Origin of the sequence: Zongyangia hominis, assembly GCF_014385095.1 — a bacterium.
Lineage (GTDB): Bacteria > Bacillota > Clostridia > Oscillospirales > Ruminococcaceae > Zongyangia > Zongyangia hominis.
In genome coordinates this window covers 331,593-353,283 of sequence record NZ_JACRTC010000002.1, presented here as the reverse complement: position 1 = coordinate 353,283, position 21,691 = coordinate 331,593, and the positions used below count along the sequence as shown (strand labels likewise).

General features: G+C 50.3%; 12 protein-coding genes and 1 pseudogene. 12 read left to right on the top strand and 1 reads right to left on the bottom strand.

Going from position 1 to position 21,691, the window contains the following annotated elements; all coding sequences use genetic code 11:
* The first annotated feature begins 27 nt into the window (after positions 1–27).
* The 8 genes and pseudogenes from H8709_RS05095 (at position 28) to H8709_RS05060 (ending at position 11,842) form a co-directional block, all read left to right on the top strand.
* A complete protein-coding gene (locus H8709_RS05095; RefSeq protein ID WP_262397282.1) occupies positions 28–1,779 on the top strand; it encodes an ammonium transporter in 1,752 nt (583 codons plus the stop codon).
* A 296-nt stretch (positions 1,780–2,075) separates the two neighbouring features.
* Entirely contained in the window at positions 2,076–3,656 is a 1,581-nt protein-coding gene (gene asnB, locus H8709_RS05090; RefSeq protein ID WP_262397281.1) for an asparagine synthase B, read from the top strand.
* 55 nt (positions 3,657–3,711) lie between these two features.
* Positions 3,712–3,865: pseudogene (locus H8709_RS05085) on the top strand (GMP synthase (glutamine-hydrolyzing)); the annotation flags it as partial.
* Positions 3,866–3,875: 10 nt separating this feature from the next.
* On the top strand, positions 3,876–5,489 hold the full coding sequence (locus H8709_RS05080; RefSeq protein WP_262397280.1) for a CTP synthase: 1,614 nt from the start codon (positions 3,876–3,878) through the stop codon (positions 5,487–5,489).
* Positions 5,490–5,574: 85 nt separating this feature from the next.
* On the top strand, positions 5,575–6,672 hold the full coding sequence (gene carA, locus H8709_RS05075; RefSeq protein ID WP_392391658.1) for a glutamine-hydrolyzing carbamoyl-phosphate synthase small subunit: 1,098 nt from the start codon (positions 5,575–5,577) through the stop codon (positions 6,670–6,672).
* Positions 6,665–9,844 carry a carbamoyl-phosphate synthase large subunit gene (gene carB, locus H8709_RS05070; protein WP_262397279.1) on the top strand — a complete coding sequence of 1,060 codons (3,180 nt, stop codon included), beginning with the start codon at positions 6,665–6,667 and terminating at the stop codon, positions 9,842–9,844. Before carA ends, carB begins: the two co-directional genes overlap by 8 nt.
* A 10-nt stretch (positions 9,845–9,854) precedes the next feature.
* Positions 9,855–10,646, top strand: a complete 792-nt coding sequence (gene dapF / locus H8709_RS05065) for a diaminopimelate epimerase (protein WP_262397278.1) — start codon at positions 9,855–9,857, stop codon at positions 10,644–10,646.
* Positions 10,643–11,842, top strand: a complete 1,200-nt coding sequence (locus H8709_RS05060; RefSeq protein WP_262397277.1) for an LL-diaminopimelate aminotransferase — start codon at positions 10,643–10,645, stop codon at positions 11,840–11,842. The genes dapF and H8709_RS05060 overlap by 4 nt, the downstream gene beginning before the upstream one ends.
* 170 nt (positions 11,843–12,012) lie before the next feature.
* Here H8709_RS05060 and H8709_RS05055 read toward each other — a convergent pair whose 3' ends face one another.
* The gene (locus H8709_RS05055) at positions 12,013–12,198 is read right to left on the bottom strand and encodes an ATP-binding cassette domain-containing protein (RefSeq protein ID WP_262397276.1); all 186 of its coding nucleotides are present in this window, start codon (positions 12,196–12,198) and stop codon (positions 12,013–12,015) included.
* A 1,088-nt stretch (positions 12,199–13,286) separates the two neighbouring features.
* Between H8709_RS05055 and H8709_RS05050 the strand changes: the two genes are divergently transcribed.
* The 4 genes from H8709_RS05050 to H8709_RS05035 all read left to right on the top strand — a co-directional run bounded on the left by H8709_RS05050 (position 13,287) and on the right by H8709_RS05035 (position 21,480).
* Positions 13,287–18,107, top strand: coding sequence for a DUF11 domain-containing protein (locus H8709_RS05050; protein WP_262397275.1), 4,821 nt, complete (start codon positions 13,287–13,289; stop codon positions 18,105–18,107).
* Between the two features lie 290 nt (positions 18,108–18,397).
* Positions 18,398–18,787, top strand: a complete 390-nt coding sequence (locus H8709_RS05045; RefSeq protein WP_262397274.1) for a flavodoxin — start codon at positions 18,398–18,400, stop codon at positions 18,785–18,787.
* A gap of 170 nt (positions 18,788–18,957) precedes the next feature.
* The gene (locus H8709_RS05040) at positions 18,958–19,911 is read left to right on the top strand and encodes a hypothetical protein (RefSeq protein WP_262397273.1); all 954 of its coding nucleotides are present in this window, start codon (positions 18,958–18,960) and stop codon (positions 19,909–19,911) included.
* 315 nt (positions 19,912–20,226) lie between these two features.
* Complete coding sequence (locus H8709_RS05035; RefSeq protein WP_262397272.1) at positions 20,227–21,480, top strand: DNA polymerase Y family protein; 1,254 nt, start codon at positions 20,227–20,229, stop codon at positions 21,478–21,480.
* Positions 21,481–21,691 lie beyond the last annotated feature (211 nt).

Genomic DNA, 21,691 nt, shown 5'->3' with positions numbered 1-21,691 from the left:
ATAAAAAAACCTTTAGGAGATGATTATATGGATGCTACAAGCATCATGGAGTTTGTGAAGGAAAGCGTTACCTCCGAGGTATTCGGTGTATGGTTTTTGATCGGAGCCGCTCTTGTATTCTTTATGCAGGCAGGCTTTGCAATGGTAGAAACAGGTTTCACCAGAGCCAAAAACGCCGGCAATATCATCATGAAAAACCTGATGGACTTTTGCATCGGAACGGTAGTATTTGTTTTGCTTGGCTTTGGACTGATGATGGCTGAGGATTACATTTTCGGTGTGATTGGGATTCCCAATCTTGATATTTTCGCCGATTTTGGCGGATTTATCGAGAAGAACGCATCCAGCTTTGTGTTTAACCTGGTATTTTGTGCAACTGCTGCAACAATTGTATCGGGTGCAATGGCAGAGAGAACAAAATTCCTTGCTTACTGCATTTACTCCGGCGTTATCTCCATTTTTGTATATCCCATCGAAGCCGGATGGATCTGGAACAGTCAGGGCTGGCTTGCACAGCTTGGATTCCACGATTTTGCGGGTTCGGCAGCAATTCACTCGGTTGGCGGTATCACGGCGCTGATTGGTGCGATTATGGTTGGCCCTCGTCTTGGTAAGTACATAAAAGATAAATCCGGCAAGATAAAAAAAGTAAATGCGATTCCCGGACATTCCATCACACTTGGCGCGTTAGGTTGCTTTGTCCTCTGGTTCGGTTGGTACGGGTTCAACGGTGCAGCTGCATGGAGTGGAACCTCCCTGGCTTCCATTTTTTTGACAACAACGATTGCTCCCGCTGTTGCTACCTGTACAACAATGATTTTTACATGGATTAAAAATGGTAAGCCTGATGTTTCTATGTGCCTGAACGCCTCACTTGCGGGGCTGGTCGGCATAACCGCAGGCTGTGATGCATTGGATGCTCTTGGCGCTATCATCGTAGGTATTGTTTGCGGTATTCTCGTGGTGGTTGCTGTTGAGGTTCTCGATTTGAAATTTCATATTGATGATCCGGTCGGTGCGGTCGGAGTTCATCTTGCAAATGGTGTCTGGGGCACAATTGCAGTTGGACTGCTTGCCAGCCCCGCAGCTCCTGCCGGTCTTCACGGACTTCTCTACACTGGAAGTGCAAAACTCCTCGGTGTCCAGCTAATCGGTATCGTTTCTGTTCTTGCATGGACTGCTGTTTTAATGACGGTTACATTCTTTATCATCAAAAAGACAGTAGGCCTTCGAGTTTCTGCCGAAGAAGAAATTAAAGGCCTTGACAGCACTGAACATGGGCTTCCGAGTGCATATGCCGATTTTATTCCGGCTGTAGAAACCCTTGATTATGGCTACGAATCGGCAGTTGCGGTCAAAGGAGACATTCCTGTGGCAGAAGCAGTACCGGTCAAAAAGATGCCTGCGTTTGAAGAAGACGCTCAGAAATTCACCAAAGTGGAAATCATTTGTAAGGAATCTCGCTTTGAGGCTTTGAAAGCAGCCATGATGGATATTGGGATTACTGGCATGACTGTATCTCATGTTCTCGGCTGTGGCGTACAGAAAGGCAAGCCCGAATACTATCGTGGTGTGCAGGTAGAAGCCAATCTGCTACCCAAAATTCAGGTGGATGTCGTTGTAAGTAAGGTTCCCGTTCGCAGTGTAATTGAAACAGCCAAAAAGGTACTTTATACCGGTCACATAGGTGATGGAAAAATCTTTGTCTATGACGTAGAAAACATCGTTAAGGTTCGTACCGGTGAAGAAGGATATGATGCTCTGCAGGATGTAGAGTAAACGGAAAGGGTAGTTTTATTAAGCCCTCATAATCAAAAGCGTTTGAGACAGGAGAAGTAACACAGAGAATCGCTTACAGCGAGTGTGGGATGGTGAGAGCCATACAGTAGATTCTGTGTGAATAACACCGGTCGAGCTGCAAACTGAAAAATGGAGATTTAGTAGGTGCGCCGTATAGCCTTGCGTGAGTAGGTGGAGCTTTGTCAGAAGCTTTAAGAGAACAAATATAGGTGGTACCGCGAGAACAGCACTCGCCCTATAGGATGCTGAATATTGTTTTATGGGAGGATATATATATGTGTTCTATTATGGGCTATTGCGGTACATCCGCAACATTAAAAGTATTTAGGGGCGGTTTTGAGAAAACTGTCTCCAGAGGGCCTGACGACAGCAAAATAATTGATACGGGAAAAGGTCTCCTCGGCTTTCACCGTTTAGCAATCATGGGGCTACATCCGGAAGGTATGCAGCCTTTTTGCCTTGGAAAGAGCTATTTGGTATGTAACGGGGAAATCTATGGTTTTGAACGGATTAAAAAGAAATTATCCGAAAAGTACACGTTCAAAAGCGAGTCGGATTGCGAAATATTGCTGCCGTTATATAAAGAATACGGCGTAGAAATGTTTTCTATGTTGGATGCAGAATTTGCCCTCATTCTTTATGATGGCGAAAAAGAGGAATACATCGCGGCCCGTGACCCGATTGGTATTCGTCCTTTGTATTACGGCTACGATAAAGCTGGAACCATCCTTTTCGCCAGTGAAGCCAAAAACCTCGTAGGGCTTGCAGGTAAGATTATGCCGTTCCCTCCCGGTCATTATTACAAGGATGGCGAGTTTGTATGCTATTGTGATGTTACCAGAGTCAAGACAGTCATTCGTGATGACTTGGAAACAGTATGCAAAAAAATCAAAGACAAGCTTATCAGCGGTGTTGAAAAACGCCTTGTTGCGGATGCAAAAGTAGGGTTTCTTCTTTCCGGAGGATTGGATTCCTCGTTGGTGTGTGCCATTGCTGCGAAGAAAAGTAAAGAGCCAATCAAAACCTTTGCTGTTGGAATGAGCGAGGATGCAATTGATCTCAAATATGCAAAACAGGTGGCGGAGTATATCGGCAGCGACCACAGAGAAATAATCATCACCAAAGATGATGTACTCTCTGCCTTGGAGCAGGTCATTTATATCCTTGGCACCTTTGATATTACTACCATTAGAGCCAGCATGGGTATGTATTTGATTTGCAAGGCTATCCATGAAACAACGGATATTCGAGTGCTCTTGACGGGAGAAATCTCCGATGAGCTGTTCGGCTATAAATATACGGATTTTGCGCCAAGTGCGAAGGCGTTTCAAGAGGAATCACAAAAGCGAATTCGTGAGCTGCATATGTATGATGTGCTTCGTGCAGATAGATGCATTTCGGTAAACTCTTTGGAAGCTCGTGTTCCATTTGGGGATTTGGATTTTGTGAAATATGTAATGGCAATTGACCCCGAAATGAAACTCAACAAATATGGAAAGGGAAAATACCTGCTTCGTCATGCCTTTGAAGATGGCGATTATCTGCCTGAAGATATTCTGTGGCGTGAAAAAGCAGCCTTTTCCGATGCTGTCGGACATTCTATGGTGGATTATCTGAAAGAGTTTGCCGAGAGTACCTATACCGATGAAACGTTTAAGGCAGGCTGTGAAAAATACAGACACGCAAAACCGTTTACAAAAGAATCCTTACTGTATAGAGAATTGTTTGAAAAATACTACCCCGATCAGGCGCAAATGATCGTTGATTTTTGGATGCCCAATAAGGAATGGGAAGGATGCAATGTTAACGACCCCTCTGCCCGTGTTCTTTCCAACTATGGTGACAGTGGAAAATAAAAGAAAGAGGTTCATGATTATGGAAGGAATGATTCAGGCAAAATCATCAATAACAGTAACTACAGATGATTTTATGACGGCGGAATGGACTCGCCTGCCTTATGAAGCAATTGACCGGCAAGGCCAACATCACCAATGAAATTAAACAAGTAACACGAGTTGTCTATGATGTCACATCGAAACCTCCGGCAACAATGGAATGGGAGTGAGAGATACTATATGACGAAATATATTTTTGTAACGGGTGGTGTTGTGTCCGGCCTTGGAAAAGGTATTACAGCCGCATCGCTCGGTAGATTATTAAAAGCAAGAGGGCTAAAGGTTGCAGCGCAAAAGCTTGACCCTTATATCAATGTTGACCCGGGCACAATGAGTCCCTATCAGCACGGCGAGGTGTATGTGACAGAAGATGGTGCCGAAACCGACCTGGATCTCGGACACTACGAACGGTTTATTGATGAAAATTTGAATAAGTTTTCTAATCTTACAACTGGAAAGGTGTATTGGAATGTTCTGAATAAAGAGCGCCGTGGCGAATACCTCGGCTCAACTGTTCAGGTGATTCCACATATTACCGATGAAATCAAAGCCTTTGTTTACCATGTTGGAAAGCAGACCGATGCAGATGTTGTGATCACGGAAATTGGAGGCACTATTGGCGATATTGAATCTCAGCCTTTTTTGGAGGCGGTCAGGCAAATTTCTCTTGAGGTAGGACATGAAAACAGTCTGTTTATTCATGTAACCCTCGTTCCCTTTTTAAGCGGTTCGGATGAACACAAATCGAAACCCACGCAGCATTCAGTGAAGGAACTTAGGGGGATGGGCATCAATCCGGATGTTATTGTTCTTCGTTGTGATAAGCCGCTTGAAGAATCTATCTTCAAAAAAATATCTATGTTCTGTAATGTAAAACCGGATTGCGTGATTGAAAACATCACATTGCCTGTCCTCTACGAAGCACCGCTGATGCTGGAAAAAGCAAACTTTTCTAAGGTTGTGTGCAGAGAATTGGGACTTAAGACAGATGAGCCTGAACTGAAGGATTGGATTGCAATGGTAGAGCGGATTAAGGCTCGCACGGATTGTGTGCAAATCGGTTTGGTTGGCAAATATACAGAACTTCACGATGCGTATTTATCGGTGGCAGAAGCACTCCGTCACGCCGGATATTATCACAATACGCATATCAAAATTCATTGGATAGATTCAGAACAAATTACCACAGAAAATGCAGACGAAGAGTTATCTGATGTTGATGGCATCATTGTTCCTGGCGGCTTTGGCGACAGAGGAATTGAAGGTATGATTCTTGCCGCAAAATATGCAAGAGAACATAGGATTCCTTATTTCGGGATTTGCCTTGGTATGCAAATTGCGGTCATTGAGTATGCAAGAAATGTTTTAGGGATTCGCGATGCCAACTCCGGTGAATTTGATGAGGCTTGTACAAATAAAGTCATTGACTTTATGCCGGGACAAAGTGATGAGGTTGATAAAGGAGGCACACTCCGTCTCGGTGCATATCCTTGTAAAGTCAAAAGCGGTACTATACTGGAAAAATGCTATGGCTTATCCGAAATCAGTGAGAGACACCGCCACAGATATGAGTTTAATAACGATTATCGTGATAGGTTTGAAAGGGCGGGGCTGACACTGGCAGGCACATCACCCGATGGAAGATTGATAGAAACGGTTGAACTCACCGATAGAGATTTTTATATCGGCGTTCAGTATCATCCCGAATTTAAAAGTCGGCCCAATAAACCGCATCCGTTGTTTAAGGGGTTTATCGGTGCTGCTATTGGACAACTGAAAGAAACGCATATATGAAGTATTCACAAAAAAATGCGGTGTGTTTGACAAAGACCGTTTTGAGAAAAAACGAAAGGAAATAAAGATATGCGAGGTATAGAGTATGCTGAAAAAATTTAATAGAAAACTGATTTTTGAGGATGGTAACGAATATCTCGGGTATTCTTTCGGGGACACCGGCGATAAGGTTTGTGAAATTGTGTTCAACACCTCTATGGTTGGTTACCAAGAAATTCTGTCCGACCCGTCCTATACCTATCAGGCGGTCGTGATGACCTACCCTCTGATTGGCAATTACGGTATGGCAGAGGATGATTACGAAACAAAACATCCTTCTCTTGGCGCCTTCATTGTTGGCGAGTATAATGACACCCCGTCAAATTTCAGAAGCACGGCAACCCTTGGAGAAGTTATGAAACAGTATGGCATCCCAGGGATTTATGGGGTCGATACAAGAAAGCTTACTCGGTATATCCGGAATTTTGGCAGCCGAAAGGTGCTGATTACAGATGTTTCAACTACAAAAGAAGATGGAATGAAAATTCTCGAAAAGACCGACATTCCTACAGATGCGGTTTCAAAAGTTTCACCCAAAGAAAGCTATCATGCAAATACCCAGAATCCAAAATTTCATATAGTCGCCATTGACTGCGGCATGAAGCAGAATATAGTTCGGTCATTGAATAAGAGAAAATGTGCGGTAACTGTTGTTCCTTACAATACTACCGCTGAATATATTAGAAAATTAAGTCCCGACGGTGTGTTTATTTCCAATGGTCCCGGCGACCCCGGTGATGTTCCCGAGGTAATCGAAACCATTCGTAAGCTTCACGGTGAATATCCAACCTTCGGTATCTGTCTTGGGCATCAGATCATCTGTCTTTCCTATGGAGCTCAGTGTTATAAGCTGAAATTTGGACATCGCGGCGGCAACCATCCCGTCAAAAATATGCAGGCGGGGAAAATTGAAATTACATCGCAAAACCACTCCTATGCGGTGGATAGCGATAGCCTGAAAAACACGCCGCTTGAGATAACGCATATCAACTTGTTGGACAACACCGTAGAGGGTGTTGCTTGTGAAAAGGACAAGGTGTTTTCGGTACAGTATCATCCTGAAAGCGCCCCCGGCCCAGAGGACAGCGGCTATTTGTTTGACCGATTTATCGAAATGATGCAGGAGGTAAAGGGCGATGCCTAAAAGAACAGATATTAAAAAAGTCCTTGTCATCGGTTCCGGTCCTATTGTCATCGGTCAAGCAGCAGAATTTGACTATGCGGGTACGCAGGCTTGCCTTGCGCTCAAAGAAGAAGGATATGAGGTTGTCCTCTGCAATTCCAATCCTGCCACCATTATGACCGATACCAGCATTGCGGATAAGGTATATATGGAGCCTCTGACTTTGGAATATATCTCAAAGATTGTTCGCTATGAGCGTCCTGATGCGATTCTGCCCGGAATTGGAGGTCAAACCGGGCTTAATCTCGCAATGCAGCTTGAAAAAAAGGGCGTGCTTGCTGAGTGCCGAGTAAAGCTTCTCGGTACGAAAAGCAGCAGCATTGAGCGTGCTGAGGACCGTGAGCTGTTTAAGGAGCTTTGCGAGGATCTGGGAGAACCGGTTTTACCGTCTGATATTGCCACCACCGTAGAGGGCGGATTCAAGGTTGCAAAGGCTATCGGTTTCCCTGTTGTGCTTCGTCCTGCATTTACCCTTGGTGGAACAGGTGGGGGCTTTGCCGATAATGAAGAGGAATTGTTGCCGCTGATGAAAAATGCCCTCGCGCTCTCTCCCGTGCATCAGGTCCTAATTGAAAAGAGCATAAAAGGATATAAGGAAATTGAGTACGAGGTGATACGGGACGCCAATGATACGGCGATTACCGTTTGCAACATGGAAAACCTTGACCCCGTCGGCATTCATACGGGAGATTCCATTGTTGTTTGTCCTTCTCAAACGCTGACCAACAAAGAATATCATATGCTTCGGAACAGCGCCCTCAAAGTCATTCGTGCCCTGAAAATTGAAGGCGGCTGTAATGTGCAGTTTGCTCTTGATCCGAAGTCTTTTCAGTATTATCTCATTGAGGTCAATCCGAGAGTTTCCCGTTCCTCCGCCCTTGCGTCAAAAGCCAGCGGGTACCCCATTGCAAGAGTATCCGCAAAAATTGGTGTGGGTATGACTTTGGACGAAATCCGTATCGCCAACACGCCAGCCTCCTTTGAACCGACTTTGGATTATGTGGTAACAAAAATGCCCCGGTTCCCTTTTGATAAATTTGCTGATGCAAATAACGCGCTAAGCACTCAGATGAAAGCAACCGGTGAGGTAATGAGCGTCGGCAGAACGGTGGAAGAAAGTATACTCAAAGCTGTTCGCTCACTTGAAATCGGATTATACCATCTGCACCACTGCAAGTTTGATGATATAGGTGCAGATGAATTGCTGGACTATATCAAAATTGGAACAGATGACCGTATTTATGCCATTGCAGAGCTGTTTAGGAAAGGCCACAGCACGCAACAAATCAATGAGGTGACTGCAATTGATTTGTTCTTTATTGAAAAACTGAAAAATATTGTGGATATGGAAGCATGCCTTAAAGATCATCCTCACAATGTGAAGGCTCTTATGCAAGCCAAGAAAATGGGCTTTTCGGATAGGGAAATTGCAAAGCTTTGGCACATAACCGAGACAGCTGTTTTTGATGAAAGAAAGCATAATGGCATTGTTCCTGTTTACAAGATGATTGATACCTGTGCATCCGAGTTTGAAAGCTATATTCCGTATTTTTACTCCACCTATGCTGATGAAAATGAATCGGTGGTATCCGATAAGAAAAAGGTCATTGTGCTCGGCTCGGGACCTATCCGTATCGGTCAGGGTGTGGAATTTGACTATTCAACGGTTCATGCTGTCCAAACGATCCAAGCATCGGGTTTTGAAGCCATTATTATCAATAACAATCCCGAAACGGTGTCAACCGATTACACCTGTTCAGACAAGTTGTATTTTGAACCGCTTTGTGTCGAGGATGTTATGAATATCATTGAGCTGGAGAAGCCGTTTGGTGTCATTGCTACGCTTGGCGGTCAAACAGCAATTAACCTCGCAGAACCTCTTGCAAAGCGTGGCGTTCGCATTATTGGAACGGATAAGAATGCCATTGATAAAGCCGAAAACCGAGAGGCCTTTGAGAAAATTCTTGCCTCTCTTTCCATTCCACAGCCAAAAGGCAAGGCTGTTACTAATATCGAGGAAGGTCTTCGTGCGGCAGAGGAAATCGGTTATCCTGTTTTGGTTCGCCCGAGCTTTGTGCTTGGAGGCAGAGCAATGCAAATTGTGGCAAAGCCTGAGCAGCTTCGCCATTATCTGAAAAACGCGGTAGAGATTGACGAGGACAAACCTGTTTTAGTGGATAAATATCTGCGTGGAAAAGAAGTTGAAGTGGATGCCGTCTGTGACGGCAAGGATGTGTTTATTCCAGGTATCATGGAGCTGGTAGAGCGTACAGGGGTTCATTCAGGCGACTCTATCAGCGTTTACCCGTCCTTTAGTATTTCGGACAAGGTAAAGGGTAAAATCATTGACTACACGAAAAAACTCGGTCTTGGAATCGGCATTGTGGGGCTTTACAATATTCAGTTCATTGTCGATGCAGAAGATCATGTGTATGTCATAGAGCTTAACCCTCGTTCCTCGAGAACAGTTCCGTTTCTTTCAAAAGCTACGGGGTACAGTCTTGCGGATATTGCAACCCTTGTAATTCTCGGAAAAAGCTTGAAAGAACAAGGATTTACCGAAATCTATCCGAAAGAAAAAGAACGCTTTTACGTCAAAGTTCCGGCATTTTCTTTCTCAAAGCTTCATGGTATGGACGCCTATTTGTCACCCGAAATGAAATCCACAGGAGAAGCTATTGGTTATGATAAGAAGATGCACCGTGCGATGTTCAAAGCAATGGCGGCATCCGGAATCCACCTGCAGAATTACGGTACAGTCGTTGTAACTCTTGCAGATGAGGACAAGGAAGAAGCGTTGCCGCTTGTGAGAAGATTTTATAACCTCGGCTTTAACATTGAGGCAACTATCGGCACGGCAGACTTTTTAAAGGCACACGGTATTCGCACAAGAGTACGCCGCAAACTCAGCGAAGGGAGCGAGGAAATACTGGAATCCATCAGAGCCGGATATGTAAGCTATGTGATTTGCACTCGTGCCATTCTTTCGGGAGTACATTACGAAGATGGTGTTGCGATCCGCCGTTGTGCAACCGAAAACAATATTACAATGCTCACATCCCTTGATACGGTTAAGGTCCTACTGGATGTGTTAGAAGAAACAACAATAGGAATCTCAACGATCAATTCATAGGAGGTAAATAATGCACTTTACAAAAATGCACGGTCTGGGAAATGATTATCTGTATTATTATGGAGAATTGAAAAACGCAGCTGTCCTATCCCAAAAGCTATCGGATCGGCATTTTGGAATCGGTTCTGACGGAATCATTACAATTTCGCCGTCAAGAACCGCGGATTTTAAGATGCGAATTTTTAATGCTGATGGCAGCGAAGCCATGATGTGTGGAAACGGTATCCGTTGTGTGGGAAAATACGTTTTTGATAAAGGCTATACCGACCGAAAAAAGTTGATAATTGAAACGCTGTCAGGTCATAGGGAGCTTACGCTCAGAACCATCGGCAATAAGGTAACCGAAGTAACCGTCGATATGGGAAAATGCATTGTCTATAAGCCGGTTTTGCTTGCTACAACCTATGGAAAGGTTATGGTTACACCGGTAATGGTTGGAAATCCCCACGCCGTAGCTTTTGTTGAGAATATTACAGATGCTCCTATGGATACAATGGGAAAAGAATTGGAGCATCACCCGTATTTCAAAAATGGCGTCAATGCAGAGTTTGTGCAGGTGATTGACCGAAATACAATAAAAATGCGTGTTTGGGAGCGTGGAAGCGGTATTACCATGGCTTGTGGTACCGGAGCCTGCGCCTCAGTTGCTGCAGCAGTCCGGGCAAATTTATGTGATAAGGATCAGGAAATAACAGTTTGTCTTGATGGCGGACGATTAAACATTAAGGTGCTATCAGATGGCACAGCAATGATGACCGGTCCGGCAGAAACCATATGCGAATGTGAGGTTGAAGAGAAGTGAGAGCAAATATAAACTACAATCACTTAAAAGAAAGCTATCTGTTTTCAGAAATTGCCAGACGAGTAAGTGACTTCAGCAAAACTCATCCCGAGAAAGAAATCATCCGCATGGGAATTGGTGATGTCACCCTGCCGCTTTGTAGTTCGGTGGTGGAAGCCATGAAACAAGCCGCAGAGGATATGGGAAAAGCCGATTCTTTTCATGGCTATGGTCCCGAACAGGGATATGATTTTCTCAGAGAAAAGATGCAAGCCTATTATGCCGAAAATAACGTTGCACTTGAACTCTCGGAAATATTCGTTTCCGATGGAGCTAAAAGCGATCTTGGCAATATCCTTGATTTATTTGACAAAGAGAATACTGTTTTGATACCCGACCCTGTATATCCCGTATATGTGGATACCAATTTAATGGATGGCAGAAAAATCATTTTTACAGATGCAAACAAAAATAACGGATTTCTTCCGCTGCCTGATGATTCGGTTTTGGCAGATATTATTTATATCTGCTCTCCAAACAACCCAACAGGAGCGGTTTATAACCGGGAGCAGTTAAAACTTTGGGTGGAATATGCCCTCCGCAATCACGCCGTTATTTTATTCGATGCAGCTTATGAATCTTTTATTGTGGATAAAGACCTTCCCCGCAGTATCTTTGAGATTGATGGCGCAAAGAATTGTGCCATTGAATTTTGCTCGCTGTCAAAAACCGCGGGATTTACGGGCACTCGCTGCGGATATACCGTAGTCCCTCAAATACTTGAATTTGACGGAATGAAACTTAACCATATGTGGCTTCGCCGACAGACAACAAAATTTAATGGCGTCTCCTACATTGTGCAAAAGGGTGCAGAAGCAGTATTTGCAAAAGACGGAAGAAAACAAATCAAAGAAAATATTGCCTATTATCGAAAAAATGCCGAAATCATTACATCGGCCTTGGACAAGCTTGGTATCTGGTATACGGGCGGAAAAAATTCTCCGTACATTTGGCTTCGTTGTCCGTTTGGCTTGGACTCGTGGACGTTCTTTGATATGCTGTTATCTGAGATTGGTGTAGTTGGAACACCGGGAGCAGGCTTCGGAAAAAACGGGGAAAAGTTTTTCCGTCTAACTGCCTTTTCAACCAATGAGAATACGACGAAAGCGATGGAAAAGTTCCGTTCGCTCATAGAGAAAGGTGCAGGTAGGCTATGAGTCAAATACCATTCGTAACCAATGAGAGCCTCAATTTTAACGGTCAGCAGCAAAGGATGAGCAAAAAACGTAAACATTGGCTTACAACACGGATATTATGCCATTAAGACCCGGATTACTCTAAGCGCAAGCGAGTTGTGAATCTTTAACGAATCTCTTTCTCTGTGGTATCACGCAATGAGGTTGTAGTTTTGGAAAATCAGCGAAACATGGTTTTTCCGGTGATAGGCAAGCCCCTGTCCGGCGATATCTTTACCGTCGAAGAAAATATGTCCTTTTGTCGGGGCGTCGAGTCCGCCGAGCAGAGAAAGCAGCGTCGTTTTGCTGGAGCCGGACGGCCCGAGGATCGCGTACATCTTTCCTGTTTCAAATGCGGTATTTACACCGGATAAAATCTTGTTTCCCTTCGCGTAAGCGTAATCGACCCCTTCTTGGTCTTTTTATCGTCTTCCACAATCAGTAGTGTCGCCATAGGAACACCTCCTATCTTGAAGTATACTATTTTGATGTGGAGGGAGTTTGAAATCTGAAGGCTCTCAATTCTGATTTTTTTATGCTTCGCCGGTTTGTAAAAAGCTAACCGGATTCTTTGCTTGCATTTTGCCTTTCCCCATATATCATCTGCTTATACGCCGTACGGAAAGAAAGCCCGCCATGCGCATTCACTATTGCCGTAACATATACTGACACAGGAGGTGATCAACCATGCTCATGATTGCAACGGTGCGGGACGTGCGGTTTAACAGTCTGCTTGTCAGAGACCGCGTTACTTCTCAGAATGTCGTTGTCAACACCAGGAACACTCGCGGCTTCTTTCCGGGAGATATCGTCCGTATTTGGTATAACGGCGTAATGACCCCAAGCATTCCACCCCAAATTTTTGCTACGCGCATCACGCTTATTTTTTCACCTTGGTGTTGCCGATAAATACGCAAAGCCATGGTTCACAGATAGAGGAAATCGCTTGGGAACATGGTTTTATCCTTTTATAGAGCATTTGTTTCGAGCCCTGCGTTTTAACCGGGTATCTACTTTATCAACGCTTATCCACGTCGTCGCGGACCATGTTTTGTTCGCAACGACGTTTTTTTTTAAAAGTCGCTGGATCACGGGGCCTTCGATCCGTTTGCTAAAGATCTCCCTCGCTGCGTCCGTTGACTTTTAAACTGCCGCCTTCTCGTCGCTGCCAGGCTTTTTCGGGCTTTGCACTGCACGTTGGGCAGTGGGATATTTTTGTAGCGCAAATGCAACAATTCCAACGCATATCACACGGCCGTATCTGCATTTTCAGCTGTACCCGCTGACGAAAGACACGCATATATTGTAGGAGGGGTGGCATAAGCAGTTATGCCCGCTTCCTGACAGCCATACAGTCTGCTGTCCCAATTTTTTCCGCCGCCTCATTCTTGGCGGCATTGATTTTCGATCGAGAGGTGCAATTACTATGGCAACAATTTCGGGCCGTGTCGTCTTCGACAGGGATCGAAGCGCTACGATCTCCGGAGGTGATTCCGGCCTTGCCAATATTCCGGTAGTGCTTCAAAATGTCGATACGGCCGAGCGGCTTACCGTTTTGACGGACGCCGACGGCAACTACGCCTTTCTCAACGTGCCCAACGGCAACTATCGGATTGTAGAGTCTTACGGCGCCTCCGGCGGGGTTCCGACACCGGGGAATTTTTCCACAGCGGTGGTGGGGAGCATTCCTCAGGGCGTCAATCCGCCCATCGGCGCGGCGAGCAATCCGCCGCCAGGCTCTACGAATTTGGACTCCGTTACGCCGGATACACTGCTGGTTACGGTGACCGGTCCAGATTTCACCAATCAGAATTTTCTGAATGGTCCGGTCATCTATACCCCCATCCAGGTGATCCTGGACCCCTGTTCGTTCATTTCCGGTGAAAACCTGATCCAGGATGCGGACAACGGCACTTTCGGTTCCTTCCCCCCGGGGACACCGGCAAACACCGGGGCGCCGACCGAGCCTTATCCGGGAGTGACGCCGGACTTTACCTATGTACTACCCAATCCCGACGCCTACACGCCGGCCGGCGGGCAATATACGGTACAAAACATCATGAATAATGCCTTGAGCGAGGTGATCGGCGCGTGGTGGCGCATCGCGGATCACACCGCAGGCAACGAAACCGGCCGGATGATGATTGTCAACGGCTTTAACCCCGGCGCGGTCTTTTTCCAGACCGTAGTGCCGGTCCGGCCCTACACCAATTACCTATTTAGCGCGTGGATTTTAAACCTCTTCAGGGTGACGGGCTACCCCAACCCAGAGCTGGGTGTGCTCATCCTGGATCAAAACGGGGACGTCTTGTACAGCGCTACCCTGGGTATCCTGATTCCCGTCAATGTCAACGCGCCGGAATGGAGGCAGATCGGCAGCGCCATCAATTCACAAAACAACACCAGCCTGACCGTGGAATTTGTGAGTGAGGGCCCCGAGGTGATCGGCAACGATTACGCCATCGACGACGTCGCCTTCCAGGAGATCCAGGAGCCTGTGTTTATCCCGGTGAAAACTGTGGATAGATCCACCGCCAATGTGGGGGAGACGGTGCGCTTTACGGTGACGTTGACCAATACATGTGAAAGCCCGCTGACAAACGTATTTTTCCAGGATATCGTGCCAAACGGGCTTGCCTTTGTCCCTGGAAGCGTCACGATCAACGAAGTTTCGGACACACAAGCCGATCCGGACATTGGTTTCCCGCTGCCGAATGTGCCGGGCGGCGAGACTGTTACGGTCTCTTTCTCAGCCATGGTCACAGCCATCCCCGCCCCCAATCCCGCGCTGAACAGCGCGTCCATACGCTATGAATACACGCCGGTGGAGGGCGGCATTCCAGGGGTATTTCATGTGGTCTCCAACTACGTACCGGTGCAGGTGGAAGAATTGGCGGATCTTTCAGTGGTAAAAACGGCCAGCCCCAGCCCGGTGGACCCGGGAAGCGTGCTGACTTATACTGTTAAGATTTCCAATGCGGGCCCCTCGGACGCAGAAAATGTGGAGCTGGCGGACAATGTCTCCGCCACCCTCATCAATGCGGAATTCTCTACCGACGACGGCGCGACCTGGTACCCGTGGGTAGGGCCTTATCTGTTGGGCCGGCTTCCCAGCGGGCAGAGCCAGACGATCCTCATCCGCGGCACGGTGGATCCCGCGGCCAATGAGAGTATCATTAATACCGCCACCGTGCTTTCGTCCACGCCTGATCCCGATCTTTCCAACAACTCCGATACGGTGGTGACGCCTGTCAACGAGCTGGCCGACCTTTCCGTGGTGAAGCTGGGCAGTCCGAATCCCGCCATACCCGGTGAATGGCTCACCTATACGGTGACCATCTTCAATGCCGGCCCCTCCACCGCAGTCAATGCGCTGCTGACTGACGCGGTTCCCGCTGCCTTGACCGATGTGCAATACTCCCTCAATAGCGGCGGCACGTTCCAGCCTTGGCCCGGCTCCCTGCCCCTGGGCAATCTCGCGCCGAACACGGTCGTTCAAGTGCTGCTGCGGGGTATTGTGAGTGCCTCGGCGGTGGGGACCATCGACAACACCGCCACGGTTTCCAGCGATACCCCGGACCCCGATCTCAACAACAACCAGTCCACCGACACGACCCCCGTGGCGGCAAGCGCCGATTTGGCCGTGACAAAATCGGGGAGTCCGTCGCCTGTGCCGGCTGGAGGCGTGCTGACTTATGCGGTAATCGTATCCAACAACGGCCCCAGCGACGCGCAAAATGTGACGCTGACCGATTCTATTCCCCCGGAACTCGCCGGAGTGGAGTATTCCCTGGACGGCGGCGCCACCTTCCAAGCCTGGCCTGGCTCTGTGGATTTAGGCGTCCTAGCCGCAGGGGGCTCCCGGACCGTCCTGATCCGCGGCACCGTGGGTGCTGGGGCAACCGGGTCGATCATCAATACCGCGGTGGTGGAGAGCCCCACGCCGGACCCCGATCCCGATAACAACCAGTTCACGGAAATTACCCCGATTGATACCGCAGCGGACCTGTCGGTGGTCAAGACCGGGAGCCCAAGCCCGGTTTTTCCCGGCCAACCCCTAATTTTCAGCATTACCATCACAAACGACGGCCCTGACCCGGCGGTGAACACCGTGCTCACCGATGCGGTGCCGGCCACCCTCACCGATGTGGAATACTCTGTGGACGGCGGTGCTACCTGGTCTCCCTGGACCGGCTCCTACGCCGCGGGGACACTGGTAAGCGGCGCTGTCCAAACAGTGTTGCTGCGGGGTATTGTGAGTCCCACGGCGGCGGGGACCATCGACAACACCGCCACGGTTTCCAGCGATACCCCGGACCCCAATCCCGACAACAATACCTCCACGGCCCTAATCCCTGTGGGGATCTCCGCAGACCTATCGGTATCCAAAAGGGCGTTTCCGGTTCCGGTGGAAGCGGGCGGGATATTGACCTATACGATCACCGTGTATAACGCCGGGCCTAACGCCGCACAGAACGTGGAGCTGGCCGATTTGATCCCGGCCGAGATTCTGAACCCGGAATTTGCGGTGCAAGGCGGCACCGTGTTTGCCCCCTGGATTAGCCCGTACAATATCGGCACCCTGGGGGCGGGGGAGTCCTTCGTGGTGACCATACGGGGGACGGTGAACCCCTCCGCCCCCGTCGGAAGCATTGAAAACACCGCGGCGGTGGAGAGCACCACCCCCGATCCAGACCCCGATAACAATACCGCCACGGAAGAGACCCCTGTGACAGTATCCGCCGACGTGGCGGTAATCAAAACAGCCGGTAGTAGCCCCGCCATTCCCGGCCAAACCTTCAGCTATACGATCACGGTGACCAACGGCGGTCCCTCCGACGCCCAGGGTGTGATACTCATCGACGCGGTCCCCGCTGTCCTACGCGATCCGGAATTCTCCGTGGACGGCGGTATCACCTTCTTCCCCTGGGTCAGCCCCTATACGCTGGGTACCCTTGCGGCGGGCGCAAGCCGAGCGATTGTGCTGCGCGGCACCCTCAGCGCCTCGGCCACTGGAGAGATTATCAACACCGCCGTGGCGGAAAGCACCACCCCGGACCCCAATCCCGACAACAACATTTCCACGGATATAACCCCGATCCAGCCCTCTGCCGACATCTCCGTCGTCAAGACGGCAAGCCCCAATCCGGTGTTGGCGGGGGAACGGCTCACCTATACGCTGTTAGTCTCCAACGCGGGCCCCTCCGCTTCGGAGAACGTCGTCTTGAGCGACCAACTCCCGGCGGAGCTTGAAAACGCTGAAATTTCCGTGGACGGGGGCGTTACCTGGGCCCCCTTTAGCGGTATCTATCCCGTGGGAAGACTGGATGCCGGGGCGGTGGTGGAGCTAATCATCCGTGCCGAGGTCTCCTCCTTCGCGGCCGGTAGCCTGACGAACACCGCCGTGGTCAGCAGCGATACGCCTGACCCCAACCCGGATAACAACACATTCATCGTGGTCACGCCGGTGGCTCCCTCAGCGGATCTGTCGATCAGTAAGGCTGCCGCGCCCGACCCGGTACGGCCGGGCGATGTGCTGACCTATACGGTAACGGTCTTCAATAACGGACCGGCCGACGCCCAAAACGTTGTCGTGTTGGACAGCGTGCCATCCACCCTCATCGGCCCGGAGTACTCTGTGGACGGCGGTGGCACTTTCCAGCCCTGGCCCGGCTCTCTGCCCCTGGGGACGCTGGCGGCGGGAAGCACCCGCACGATTTTGCTCCGGGGAACGGTCTCGTTGCTGGCAAACGGCAGTATCATCAACACCGCGTTGGTGAGTAGTACCACCCCCGATCCCGATCCAAATAACAACACGGACACGGTGGAAACGCCTCTCCTGTTGGAAGAGGCAGACCTCTCCATCCAAAAAACCGCGTGCCCCAATCCCGTGTACCGCTGTCAGCACATTACCTACACCGTGACGGTCTCCAACGCTGGCCCGGCGCCAGCGGAGCAGGTGGTCATTACAGACAGGATGCCCAGGGAGTTGTGCGACGCCATCTATTCTGTGGATAACGGCCAAACCTGGGAAATTTGGACGGGATGCTATACGGTGGGCACCCTCGCTGAAGGCGCTTCTGTTACCCTTCGGATATCCGGATTCATCAGCGCGTGCGCCAAAGGGCGTATCTGTAACACGGCCAGAGTGTCTTCCCTCAATGCCGATCCGAATCCCCGCAACAACACCGTTTGCGCCTCTGTCTGCGTCATCCCCCGACGTCAACCCCCAAAGGGCTGCTGGTAAGTAGCACCACCCCTTTTTGTCAAAACATTCTAGCGCAATGCCCCCCTGATGCCATGTCCTCCGCCCCCGGCGGGAGTTATGCATCAGGGGGGCATTGCTCCCTTCCTGGAGCGAAATGGGGGTCCTCTGCCCCTCTCCCGATGGGGCAAAGGAATTGCTTCCTCCTTTTTCAATCTTGTGCCGCGCAAACAATCATGGTAAAATAAAGACAAGCCGAATGGCCGGTATGGCCAAGAAAACGCGCCAATTTCGCGGGGAAGCGGTTAGCGCCTCACCTAGGAGGAAACATCATGTTCATTTATTATTTTACGCGCACCGGGCGCAGCAAGCAGATTGCCCAAGCGATTGCGTCCCAGCAGGGAACTGTCGCTCTGCCCATTACGGATGGCAAGAATTGGTCGGGATTATGGGGCTATCTCAAGGCGGGCGCTATGGCGTTAAGAGGCAAAGGCTTGCCCGCGGTTTATCAATCCCCCGCCGGTGACGAGCGTGCCGTGGTGGTGTTCCCCGTGTGGGCGGGCCATCTGCCGCCCGCTGTTAAAACCTTTGCGCTTGAGGTGGGACGCGGCCGGATCATCGCAATCCCCACTTCCTTGGGCGGTCAGCTTAGGGACCGGGAAGGCTTTGTGAAAATCATGGACTTAGTGGGCAAAGAAATCTCCGCACCGCAGTCGCTTTAAGATAGGACCGTCATTGAGAACGGCAATGTATTGCCGTTCTTATTTTTATCATTTCGGGTGGGGTATCCGCCCGGGACAGGGCCGGCTGTATGGTTACTGAGGGCCATAACGCGCGCCAGAGCCTTTGGCGTGCCTATATCATATGAAAACGGGGAAAGGGGGAGAGTGCGATGAACGACAGTATATGGCTACTTTATTTCATCATCATGGCGGTATTCAACTTTCTCAGCTGCCTGTGGATTTACAATCTCCTCTTTCAAATCGCGGGCGTTACCAAATGTGAAGTGAAAGAATATAAGGACCAGATTGTCATTGCCATCGGGGGCGTCAACCGCATGGTTCTCCGCTGGATGGAGCAAAGGTCCCCCAATCCCAAGAAGTTTCGCAGGGTTATATGGATTTACACGATTTGTATGGCACCCAGCTTCCTCTGTGTCAATTTGGCGCTGATGAGCTATACGGTCCCCTTTCTTGACAGGGCGCTGGGTCCCGCCGCGGTGATTATGCCGGTCATCATCGCCGCCGAAGTGGTGGCGGGGATCCTATACCGCCGCAAAGCCAAAAAAGCGGGCGCTACTCAGCGGTCGGCCGGCGAGACACAGAGCACCCCCAAGGAGGAGGCGCCGGATGGGAAAACCATCGCCCTGGGAGCGCTTAAGGTTGCCGTTGCGGTGGGAAGTCTGTTCCTCCTCTTTTTTGTTGTGCTTCATCTTTTTGGCTCTCCCAAAACGCCTGCGACAGCCAATCAGGTTTGGGAGGCCGTCGTCGCACAGGGCTATCAGCCGTTGGACGTAACGCAGGAGTGGTGGCAGCCGGACTCCAATCTGAACAAGGCAATCGCAACGGAATACGGCGACCTATGCCTTTATTTTTTTACCTTTGGCAGCGATACAAATGCCCGGTCGGCCAGCCAACAGTTCGACGCCCTCATCCGCCGGACCAAGGACACGGCCAATTCTAAGAAGTGGAGAGAACAGGCAGCCAACTACTCCCTCTATACGCTGAAATCCGACGGGGAGTACACGGTTCTCGCGCGGGTGGGCCACACGGTCTTATATGCCTACACCCCCGAAGAAAATGCCGGCCTCCTCCGCACGATCATGGAAGCTATCGGCTATTTTTAAGAAGTAGAGAAGCAGCCGTCAAAGGAGCTGCTTTTTTACGTACGGCTTCCTGTGTGAGGCGGCCCTTTGCGGCGTGAGATTGCCGTGGCTTTCCGATCTACCGTTTTTCGCTGGGCTGACAGCCAGGGGACACTGGTTTCCCCCTCCATGGGGACGAAGCCAGGACCCTCCATTTTTTCCAGACAAAGGGTCTTTACAAGAACGTATGTTTTAGGATATACTATAAAAGGTAACATCGGTTTGGAAGCGGTAAAGGAGGGCGCAAGAGGGCGGAGATCCCGGCGCGTTCCCCGTGGTAGGACCAAAAGAGAACAAATGTTTGAAGGTGATGGCATGGACCGGGTGATTCTCCATTGTGATCTCAACAATTTTTACGCTTCGGTGGAGTGCATCCAGGACGAAACACTGCGGCAGGTGCCCATGGCGGTCTGCGGCCGGGAGGACGAGCGCCACGGCATTGTGCTGGCTAAAAACGAGCTGGCCAAGTGCTGTGACATCCGCACCGGGGAACCGGTTTGGCAGGCCCGGAGGAAATGTCCCCAGCTGCGGGTGGTGACGCCCCATGCGGGGGAATACCTGCGCTATTCCAAGATCGTACAGGGAATTTATGGCCGGTACACCGATCTGGTGGAACCCTTCGGTATTGACGAGTGCTGGTTGGACGTGACGGGGAGCCGGCGGCTCTTCGGGGACGGCGAGGCTATCGCCTACCAGATCAAGGAGCAGGTCAAGGAGGAGACGGGGCTGTGCATTTCGGTGGGGGTGAGCTTCAACAAAATGTTCGCCAAGCTGGGCAGCGATCTGAAAAAGCCGGACGCTGTCAGTGTGATCAGTAGAGAAAACTTCCGTGAGATCGTCTGGGGCCTTCCGGCCGGCGACCTGCTGGGAGTGGGAAGAAGAACGAACAAACGTTTAAACGATGCGGGCATTGTCCGCATCGGGGACATCGCCGCGGCCGACCGGCAGTATCTTAAACGGATGCTGGGCAAAAACGGGGAAGCCCTCTGGCACTATGCCAGAGGGGAAGACCAAAGCCCGGTGACGCCGCTGGGGTATGAGCCACCGATCAAGAGCATCGGGCGCAGCACCACCTGCACAGAGAACCTCGTCAATATGGAGGAGGTGGGCCGGGTGGTGCTGGCCCTGAGCGAGGAGGTCTGCGCCCAGCTGCGGGAGCATGGCTTCAAGGCGGGAATGATCGCGGCGCAGGTCAAGGACAGCGCTCTGCAAATATGGGAATACACCGGCCATTTCTTCACGCCGGAGCGCTCGGTAACCGCGTTTGCCCAAAAGGCCGTGCGTCTCATCGAGGAAAACTACGGCTGGCACAAAGACATCCGGGCGGTAGGCGTGCGGGCCTATGGTCTCGTCGACGAGATCCATTGCGGCCAGATCTGCCTGGGGCAGGACCCCTTTGCCCTCCAGCGGATGGAAGAGCTGGAGGGGAGCATCGACGGGGTGCGGATGAAGTACGGCAAGAGGGCGGTCCTCCGGGCCTCCCTTTTAGGGAAGACCAAAATCGCCGACTACGACCGCAAGGTGCGCACCCTGCCCGGCTGCTACCGGTGAGACGGAGCCCCGCGGCTGATACTAGGCCCCGCCGTGCCTGCCGCCCCGCGATGGAGCTGTGTCCGCCGGCAGGCTTCCGAGGGAGGGACGGCGGGTACGGCGGGGCCATAGGCGGTCGCCTTCTGTCTGCCCGGGCCCGCCAATCCCCGTCTCGCGGAGGGAAAGCAGGCGTCCCTCTGCCGCCCATGGCGGCTGTCCGCTGTTTCTTTCC